At 50.2% G+C, this 9,075-nt stretch carries 6 protein-coding genes, 1 rRNA gene and 2 pseudogenes; 4 read left to right on the forward strand and 5 right to left on the reverse strand.

Annotated features, from left to right (window positions below; all coding sequences use genetic code 11):
• Positions 1-396: 396 nt before the first annotated feature.
• From NDI45_RS30035 to NDI45_RS30050, 4 genes are all read left to right on the forward strand, one after another.
• The gene (locus NDI45_RS30035; protein WP_348249977.1) at positions 397-534 is read left to right on the forward strand and encodes a hypothetical protein; all 138 of its coding nucleotides are present in this window, start codon (positions 397-399) and stop codon (positions 532-534) included.
• A complete protein-coding gene (locus NDI45_RS30040; protein ID WP_190790614.1) occupies positions 531-1,007 on the forward strand; it encodes a hypothetical protein in 477 nt (158 codons plus the stop codon). The genes NDI45_RS30035 and NDI45_RS30040 overlap by 4 nt, the downstream gene beginning before the upstream one ends.
• A 364-nt stretch (positions 1,008-1,371) precedes the next feature.
• Positions 1,372-1,488: ribosomal RNA gene (gene rrf / locus NDI45_RS30045) — 5S ribosomal RNA — on the forward strand.
• Positions 1,489-1,863: 375 nt separating this feature from the next.
• The gene (locus NDI45_RS30050) at positions 1,864-3,540 is read left to right on the forward strand and encodes a R3H domain-containing nucleic acid-binding protein (RefSeq protein WP_190790613.1); all 1,677 of its coding nucleotides are present in this window, start codon (positions 1,864-1,866) and stop codon (positions 3,538-3,540) included.
• 299 nt (positions 3,541-3,839) lie between these two features.
• Here NDI45_RS30050 and NDI45_RS30055 read toward each other — a convergent pair.
• The 5 genes and pseudogenes from NDI45_RS30055 to NDI45_RS30075 all read right to left on the reverse strand — a co-directional run.
• A pseudogene (locus tag NDI45_RS30055) lies at positions 3,840-4,499 on the reverse strand (integron integrase); the annotation flags it as partial.
• Positions 4,478-5,424, reverse strand: a pseudogene (locus NDI45_RS30060) (IS630 family transposase). The pseudogenes NDI45_RS30055 and NDI45_RS30060, both read right to left, overlap by 22 nt.
• A gap of 317 nt (positions 5,425-5,741) precedes the next feature.
• Positions 5,742-7,760: a choice-of-anchor tandem repeat NxxGxxAF-containing protein gene (locus tag NDI45_RS30065; RefSeq protein WP_348249978.1), complete on the reverse strand. Its 2,019-nt coding sequence runs from the start codon at positions 7,758-7,760 to the stop codon at positions 5,742-5,744.
• Between the two features lie 423 nt (positions 7,761-8,183).
• Positions 8,184-8,549 carry a putative toxin-antitoxin system toxin component, PIN family gene (locus tag NDI45_RS30070; protein ID WP_348249979.1) on the reverse strand — a complete coding sequence of 122 codons (366 nt, stop codon included), beginning with the start codon at positions 8,547-8,549 and terminating at the stop codon, positions 8,184-8,186.
• Positions 8,533-8,808 carry a hypothetical protein gene (locus NDI45_RS30075; protein ID WP_190791199.1) on the reverse strand — a complete coding sequence of 92 codons (276 nt, stop codon included), beginning with the start codon at positions 8,806-8,808 and terminating at the stop codon, positions 8,533-8,535. Before NDI45_RS30075 ends, NDI45_RS30070 begins: the two co-directional genes overlap by 17 nt.
• Between the last annotated feature and the right edge of the window lie 267 nt (positions 8,809-9,075).

Raw genomic sequence — 9,075 nt, forward strand, 5'->3', positions numbered from 1 at the left:
CTCATTTGCATAAACTCCAGAAGCTCCCACAGCGAGTCATGCGATATTTCAAGCATCGGTTTATTGCTTATGCTGCATAACTTCATGCCTCTTCTATGATTGCCGGGTTAATAATGCACCTCAAGCCGCAAAAACGCCGCTTTTTTCTACTGGGTTTGCGGGCGATGAGACTGATCCAGTCTGCTCTCTAGCTCTTCTGTCACCCCATGAGTTGTCTATGTCCATTCTGCAACAGCTCCCTGGAACCGTCCCACCATCCAAAATCCGCCCAGTTATCGCTTTGTCGGCAGCGTACTGCTAGAATTTGCTCGCTATTGCAGTCATGAACTGGGATATGGAGGGTTGGTAGGGCTTTATTCCTTGCCAGGCGCAGAACCATTCTACCGTCGCTTAAACATGAACGAGTGTGGACCGGATGCTCACAAAGAGGACTTAATTTACTTTGAGTGGTACACGCCTCAGTCTGCTGGGTTCGACTGGGAAGATGAGATAGACTGGGGAGTATCAGGTTCGGATACCGAGGAGAGCCAATGATCTTCAAGATCAGTGACGATCGCTTTGATGAACTGTTGAAAATCGAAGAAGAAGTCAACTGCGATATTGGTGCAGGCTATGCTGGAGCCTATCTGCCAGAGTTCCTTGCTGACCCGATTCATTTCCAGCAAATACGCCGACTGCAAGCGATCGTGCTGGAAGCGTTTCAGTCCCTCCTGAATGAACTGAATCTGGGCATTGGCAAAGATGCAGCCTTCACCTGTGGGCGGAAGCTAGTGCTAGAACGTCTGATACAACCTCCAGTTACTATTCAGCAGCAGCTTTGGGACGCGCTACAAGAAGATGGCCTGATTCAGAGCGCTCTTCAGCCCCAACCTGATTACGCTAAGGTCAAAGCTATCTTGCGAACCACCCTGACCCAAGCTGACTGGTCAGCAATCGCTACAGCCGCGTCAGAATCGATTCGGATTCAGATGCTTGAATATTGGAATCAGACAGCACAGGCTTCTTGATAAAGCTGCGAGAAACAACCCTGCAAGGCGATCGCAGTACACCACCGTTGCATTTCAGAGATTTCAGCTAATGCAAAACCTGGCATTAGAAATAGGCGTTCAGTCAAACTATTGCCGCTGAAACAGGGCAGCAGGCACTTCTTTCTGATCACTCTCAAACTGAGTCGAATAGCCCAATTGTCTTGCCAACTGTCCCAAGCCTGTTTCTGGTGAGACAACATTCACATCCCACTGGTTATGGATGCAGCCGAGCCGTACTAACAGACCGAGGGCTTGACTTCACAAGCATGGGTGGTTTGATTCCTACTTTGACAAGTCGCTATGCAATTTTAGGGTTCACCCCTGTCAGGATTTATACAGCATTCCTGGTGTCGATGGTGCGGTGGAACCACGCTGACCCCATTCGAACTCAGGTGTGAAACGTCGAAACGGCGACGATAGTTGAAGGGTAGCCTCCTGCAACAATAGCTCGATGCTAGGGTAATATTGACGCGAAAGCCTTTCTTGTGAACGTAAGGGAGGTTTTTGCTTTAGCTTGCTGAGGGTGGAAATGCTATGTGCGATCAATGCAACGGGGCAGGTAAAATCCACACCTGCTGATTACGGCTCAGCGGATGCTCTGCTCAGAAACAATTTGTTAGATTAAAAATAATCCAAATGGCGTTTATTGGCTGGTTGAAGCCAAGCAGTCTTTTCAAAATTCAATCCTTTGATCCTTACGGCTTCCCGTTTTACAGTTGCTGCTTCAGCCCGGTGACTGGCTTGCCTGCTACGGCGCTTGCGTAGCGGGCAGGCCAGTCGCGTTCATATTTCTATTACTCTCTTTTTTCCTGGCGTTCTTCTACCATTCTTTTTGATGCAGAATCACAACGATCTCCAGCAGCTCCTCGATATCCTACCTCCAGAGATCCGGCAACCCTTAGAGCACCATCCCGATCGCGACAGTTTGGTGGAGGTTGTGCTGGACTTTGGGAGACCGCCTGAAGCTCGGTTTCCTCATGGCTCCCAGTATCTGTCTCAGCAAACCGTGACCCGACAGCAGTTGCAGCACTGTGTCGATCGTCTTGGTGCCTTTGGCGGCGACAACCGTGCAGGCATTGAGCAAACGCTGCACCGTATTAGTGCCATCCGCAATCGCCAGGGAGAAGTCATTGGTCTCACCCTTCGAGTCGGTCGTGCGATTTATGGGACGATCGCTCTCATCCGCGATCTGGTGGAAACGGGGCAGTCCATCCTGATGCTGGGTCGTCCGGGGGTGGGCAAGACGACGGCACTACGAGAAATTGCTCGTGTTCTGGCAGATGACCTGAATAAGCGGGTAGTGATTATTGACTCCTCGAACGAGATTGCAGGCGATGGCGATATTCCCCATCCGGCGATCGGTCGTTCCAGAAGAATGCAGGTGGCGCATCCTGAGCTTCAGCACCAGGTCATGATCGAAGCGGTCGAAAACCACATGCCCGAAGTCATTGTCATTGACGAGATCGGGACGGAACTGGAGGCGCTGGCTGCAAGGACGATTGCGGAACGAGGGGTGCAGCTCGTGGGTACGGCTCACGGCAATGCGATCGAGAATTTGATCAAGAACCCCACACTCTCTGACCTGGTGGGCGGGATTGAATCCGTGACGTTGGGTGATGAAGAAGCGCGGCGACGCGGCTCTCAAAAGAGTGTGCTGGAGCGCAAAGCCCCTCCCACTTTCGAAATTGCCGTGGAGATGGTGGAGCGACAGCAATGGATCGTGCATGAGAACGTGGCGGAAGCCGTGGATGCCCTGCTCCGAGGACGACAGCCTCAGCCTCAACAGCGATCGATCAATGAGCAGGGACAGCTTGTCATTACAAAGACAACCGCAGCAGGAACGCCGCTGGTTAAACCCCATCGCTCTGCCCAGGTTCTCCCGTTTTCAGCAGCATCAGCTAAACGGCAGTGGCCTGATCGATCACTCGAAGTGAGAACTGCTCCAGAGAGAAACCGATTCCATTCTCTCCCTAAGGTGGACCAGGACTTTGCCCAGGCTCAGGACAGTCCTCAGATGCGCGTGTACCCCTATGCTATCAGTGCTTATCAGCTACAACAGATCATTGATGCCCTGAACCTGCCGATGGTTCTCACGAAGTATGTGAGTGATGCGGATGCGATCGTTGCTCTGCGCTCCCATGCCCGGAAGCACGACAATTTGCAGCGGCTTGCAAAGAACCAGCAGATTCCTCTCCATGTCGTCAAAGCCAATACGCCTGCCCACATGACCCGCACGCTGCGGCAGCTATTGGGAATGGATTCGCGAGACGACAGGCAGGACTGGGAGATGAATTTTGAGGAAGCCCGTGATCGGAATGAGGAGTTGGCGGCACTGGAGGAAGCCCGGTTAGCGGTGGAGCAAGTCGTGATTCCGCAGCAGCAGCCGGTGGAACTCCTACCCCGCTCTAGCTGGCTACGAAAGTTGCAGCATGAGCTGGTAGAACGATATCGCCTCAATTCTCATTCTGTAGGCGATGAACCCGATCGCAGACTCAGAATCTACCCAGCGTAGGAATTCATTCTCCTCAAATCAGCGCAGCTGGAACCACCCCGGCTGCGTTTTGCTGTTGCCATTCGCTTGACAAAGACGAGTGAGAGGGCGTCTCAAAATCCCTCCTTTGTTTTGCTAGTGGCATAGAGATACCCTATGACCTTGGAAAACAAAGCTGGAAGGCGCTTCCGCTCAATTTTATATGTCTCATAATGACTCAGCTTGACGAGTTTTGAGACAAGATTCCTATACGAATATGCTCAAATTTTCTGCCGACAGAACGGCTGTTGAGCGAACGCTGCTCCTTCACGAACCAGAAGTCATGAATCAAGCGGACTTTTCACGCCTCGTCCGCCTCGATTTAGCACGTGCGTGTAAATCATCGTTGTCTTGACATCCTTGTGCCCCAAAAGCTCTTGAACGGTCCGAATGTCATACCCGTCCTGCAACAGATGGGTCGCGAAACTATGGCGAAACGTGTGACACCCCACTCGCTTCTGGATTCCTGCCGCTCTTGTGGCTTGCTTCACTGCCTTCTGCACACTGCTCTCATGTAGGTGGTGCCGACAACGCAGCCCACTGCGAGGGTCAAGTGGGATCCCCACTGAGGGAAAGATAAATTGCCACACCCACTCCCGCCCGGCATTAGGATATTTTCGCTCCAAGGCGTAAGGCAAAAGCACCAGACCATACCCCCGCTCCAGGTCCTGCTGATGTAATCGTTTGATCCGTCGCAGCTGTCCTTGCAGGGGCTCGACCGTGCAACCTGGCAGCATCGTGACTCGGCTCTCATTGCCCTTAGCATCTCGGACCACAATTTGAGCTTGAGCGAAATCCAAGTCCTTGACTCGCAACTGTAAAGCCTCACTCAGGCGCAGTCCGCTGCCATAGAGCAATTGCGCGACCAGTTGCGGTACACCACTCATCCGGTCGAGGATGGCGTGGGTCTCTGCTTTGGTTAACACCGTGGGCAAATACCGAGATGCCACTGGGCTTCAATCAGATTTATCTCCGAACTGTACTGAGGTAGGAAAAAGAGGTATAAGCCTTGCGATTGCCATTGTTGCCAGTGTCCACGAGCGAAATGACTGGTATGAGCCGGACCATTGTCTTGAACAATGACGGTGATTCTTCCAGTTTGCTTTAGCGTTTGCTCACTTTTGTCGGCAATGGTATTCATGACTCTGACATAACGCTCCTTGTTGAAACTGCCCTGCACCAAGGCATACTCAAATGACTTGTCCGGTTGCCATACCCCTAAAATACTGATGCGATCCCCGTAAAACTTAACTTGGTCGAGGCATTTCTGTTGATTAATGCGACTGTAGCTGTAACTGACAGGGCTTTCCAAACAACAGCCTGATTCATCCAGGTACTTCAGTTCCAGGTGTCCGTCCACACAAGCCTGCTGCAGTAAGGCTAAGTCGGCCTGCTTAATCGCTTTGGTCTCTAGGTTCTGCCGTCCTCGTTGGGCGTGTCGGGTTCGTTTCCACACGAAGCCCTTTTTTTCAAGATTCTGCGAATCCGGTCGGCACTCAGTTCGACTTGTCGTTCCTGGACAAGTTTGTGAGCCAGTTGTTTGCTGTTATACGTTCGCGGTTCCTGCTGGAGGCATTGTTCCAGATAAACCCAGTCTGCTTCCTGCCATTTTGGTTTTATCCCACGCCCAGGCGCATCCCACAGTCCGCCTAAACCTGCTTGTTGCCAACGACGAATCGTTTGTCGCACTGTGTTTTCCTAGCACTCAAAGATTTCAGCAATGGCAGGAACATTCCAGCCGTGCGCGTTGAGTCGAAGCATATGGGCACGGTCACGAATGCGTTGACACACCGTTGTCGCCACGCGCAGTTCGCTCAACGTTCGGTCTTCTTCAGCCGTCAGAACGATATGGACAGAGGCAGGCATAGTCAGCAAAACCGGGGAAATTTGGTCTTCTTCTTATCCTACGTTTATTTGTACCTACCTACTTAGATGATCGTTACCCACTGCTCTGCGATAGAATCTAACCATTTCAAGTTTCAATGATCTTGTCTTAAGTATTCATTTTGACACTCCTGATTTAGGTTCAGTTTAATTGAAGTGTCAGACTAAGGTTCGTTTAATACAGATAAAAATGGCAAAAAAGCTGTGATTTGAGTACCCAAATCTGACAGTTTCCCTTACTTCTGTCGCAAAGCTCCATCTTTGATAATCCTATCGGTATTTAGCGAGGTTTGCCCAATTTACGCCGCCTTCAAGGCTGCCTGGGTTTGACTGATAATACTCACATTCGGATCAAGCGCATCTCCAACCTTAAATAGCGCATCAAATACCTGCTGATTGCCCAGCATACTGGCTCTCAAGAATAGCCCACTCCAGCGCGCGATCGTTTCTGTTGCCGTAGCCTGATCTAATGTCGGACGATTTGGCTCACGGAGGGGGTTATCCTCATTAGTGATGCCATAGTGATTTGCCCCTGCAACCGTAATCAGCGCTTTGGGGGGATTGAGAATTTGATCGTAAGTTGCTTGACTAGCAGCGGGTAGCGCCACACTATCCAAACTTCCTACAATCAAGCCAATTGGAATATCGTCATTGTCGATTGGGAGGAATTCGCCAGTTTGCTGATTGCGAAAGTTTGTGCCATAAAAAACACCAGCTTTTAGCTCCGGCGGGCGCGTGTAGTTCCCTGAGCAAATGCCGGGCAGGCAAAACTCTTCCTGTGTTGCTCCTAATCCTGCGCCACCACCAAAGGAATGCCCTAACAATCCCAATTTATCCGTATCCACAATTTTGAAAATCGGAGATGAGGGATTCTGGTCTTCCACCCGCATCTGCTCGAGCACCTGATTGACCTGTTCCTGTTCAGGAAATAGCCCAGTAAACGGTTGACCACCAGGTCCAATCAGCGTCCGCTCATTGTTTGGCACAACCACCACAAAGCCATAGCTCGCAACCTGTGAGGCAAAGTTAGAGTAGTCTGATTTATCCACCAGCGCACCCTGTAACATTAACGCGATCGGCAACTCCACGGTATTGCGAAGGAACCGAGGCAATTGAGGATAGTAGATATCCGCCTGATCTCCATCAGGTACGATCGTTGTTGTGAAACGCTTGATGTTGAGGGAAAACGGCTCTTGAGTGAGGGGCAACGGGAAGTGGTTATCTTCGTCCGCTCGGAAGATGCCGGAGCGACCATCTGATAACTTCGCCCAGAATGCCACTGAATCCTGATTGTTTAGTCCTTTATTCAAAAAGTTCAAATCAACGACTGTTGAACCGAGTAGCTGATCCCCTGTAGCAATGACCTCCTGCTGTCCCACAAAAATGGCGCTGCCGCCCGCATCAAAGTCTGCCAGATATGCCACCGTTCCAGCATTGTTGATGTCCACTCCCCGAAACGATCGCAAGGAACCTGCACTATCTGCAACGGAATTTAAGTCACTTCCATCCCCTGTGAATACACCCACTGTCCCAGTTGCAGAAACACCAATGAATGCAGCCGTTCCTTCCCTGTTGATGGCGGGTGAGCTGCCAAAAAGAATCAATCCATCGCTGGGATCTGCGATCGTCGTTACTTGCCTATTCCGCCCGGTAAAAATGCCTGCATTTTGAAACAGTTCTGCGATTGGAACCTGCTGCCCCTCTACCTCGATCGTGCCTGGAACGGGAGCAATTCCTGCGGAGAAAACAACGGTGCCTCGCTCATTTAAATCGGGCGTAATTCCAAAGGTCGTCAACCCACTGTTAGAATCCGCGATCGTGCGCGTGTTGCCCCTGGTGCTGGTAAAAATGCCCTTTTCACCCTGATCCAAATCAGCTCGGAATGCAACCTTGCCCCGATTATTAATAGCAGGTTCGCCGAAGAGGTTGTCGAGGGTGGGAATGCGTTGAAAATTAAAGGAACCAGAGCTATCTGCAATGCGAGTAATGGTCGTGCCATCGCCCGTAAAATAGCCTGCATCTCCACTGTCTAAGCCAGCTAAGAAGGCAACCGTACCCTGATTATTAATGGAAGGACCAACCCCTAAAAAGCTAAAGTCTCCTGCTGTACTGGCGATGGAGGTCAGAGAATCACCATTGCCAACAAAAATGCCCGCCTCCTGGGAACGAGTGGCACCCCAAAACGCTATTTCGCCCGAGTCGTTGATTGCAGGTGCAGTCGCAAGGGGAACGCCAGTTGGGCTAAATTCAAAAGTTGCGAAGCGGGTAGTGTCAGCAATTGCTGTGATGCGGTAGTCCACCTTCTTCTCTACTGCCATCGCTTTCTTCCTCAATAGAATTCAGGAGCACCTTGAAGGGCTATCAGAATCTTATCGATGAGACAGTATCGTTACTCACTAGTCTATAAAAATTAACCCATAGGATCGTTTAATCCCTGAAAGGGTGTGGTAATGATCTTCGCGATCGGGCGATATTTGAGTTATGACGCAGATACAGGTTTCAATTCCTGAAAGGGTTTGCTGGTGATCATCGCCTGTTTTGTAGAAAGTTTCAAACAGCGCAAAGCTTAGTGCCCAGTTGGCAGATGTTTTTCTGTTTCGTACAAAATGCCTATCTCACGAGCTGCAAAAAAAGACATTATCGTGGAGGGTGAGGGTGCAGTGATAGAAAACCATTGGAAAATCTTCCAGTTAGGGAAACTGCTCGATAAATGCTGCGGCAGTTAAGATAGCAATCCCATTTCAGGGATGCAGGACAAGAAGATCAGCATCTCCTGTAATGATGACTTCTGCATTTGCAGCAACTGCCGCTGCAATAACAATCAGATCATCAGGATCTTTGAGGCTGGAAACTTCTGGTAAGGATGCAGGGGAACAAAGTTCAACCAATTGCCTGACCCTAAGCATCAATTCTTCAACTGGTATGCCAATCCTGAGAAGACGAGGTTGTAATTTTGGGTAGTTTAACGTCGCTTCTAGCTCTGATAGCAGACGATCGCTCGCAGCAATTGTAATCTGCTGTTGTTCTGCCCTTATAATGACTTGCCGAGGAGAACCACCCCACAGTAAACCTGAAACCCAGATATTGGTGTCAAGAACGACTTTCATCTTCTGCCATTGTGCGTCTTACTTCCTTCACAATCTCAGCGATTTCTTCGACCGCAGGCTGCTCAGTGTCGTGCCCCAAATCGTCAATGCGCTGCCACAGGTCTGAGAAGCCTTGCGGTTTCTGGATCTTTTTGATCAAGATCGTATCCTCAGTCTGCCACACTGCATATTCGTCGCCGGGTTTAAGCGTTGCCTGAATTTCAGAAGGTAGTTCCAGTTTTTGATCGGCAGTGACACTGATGATAATGGTTTTAGACATCATGACTTCCTGTTAGCTATTTTCCTTGCCCTTTTTGCCAGCGATCGCCCCATAGGTTTCAGGATAACTCCTGATCTGCTGGTAGAGAGCGGACAGCGTTGCTTGTAGGCGTGTTTCATCCTGGTAATGATCATCGCCGTCACGGGCGGAAGTAATACCAATTCAATAAATACCTGCTACAGATAAAGCATTGAGAATGTAATCCCAACCGGTTAAAGACGCAATCGTCTGGCGTTGCAACTGCTGCAATTGCTGAGTCAACTCTTC

Origin of the sequence: Leptolyngbya sp. GB1-A1 (genome assembly GCF_039962475.1) — a bacterium.
Lineage (GTDB): Bacteria > Cyanobacteriota > Cyanobacteriia > Elainellales > Elainellaceae > Leptolyngbya_A.

Coding starts and splice junctions, on each gene's coding strand:
- NDI45_RS30035 (WP_348249977.1), top strand. CDS start 397: ATGAACGAGTGTGGACCGGATGCTCACAAAGAGGACTTAATTTACTTT.
- NDI45_RS30070 (WP_348249979.1), bottom strand. CDS start 8,549: ATGAAAGTCGTTCTTGACACCAATATCTGGGTTTCAGGTTTACTGTGG.
- NDI45_RS30040 (WP_190790614.1), top strand. CDS start 531: ATGATCTTCAAGATCAGTGACGATCGCTTTGATGAACTGTTGAAAATC.
- NDI45_RS30050 (WP_190790613.1), top strand. CDS start 1,864: ATGCAGAATCACAACGATCTCCAGCAGCTCCTCGATATCCTACCTCCA.
- NDI45_RS30075 (WP_190791199.1), bottom strand. CDS start 8,808: ATGTCTAAAACCATTATCATCAGTGTCACTGCCGATCAAAAACTGGAA.
- NDI45_RS30065 (WP_348249978.1), bottom strand. CDS start 7,760: ATGGCAGTAGAGAAGAAGGTGGACTACCGCATCACAGCAATTGCTGAC.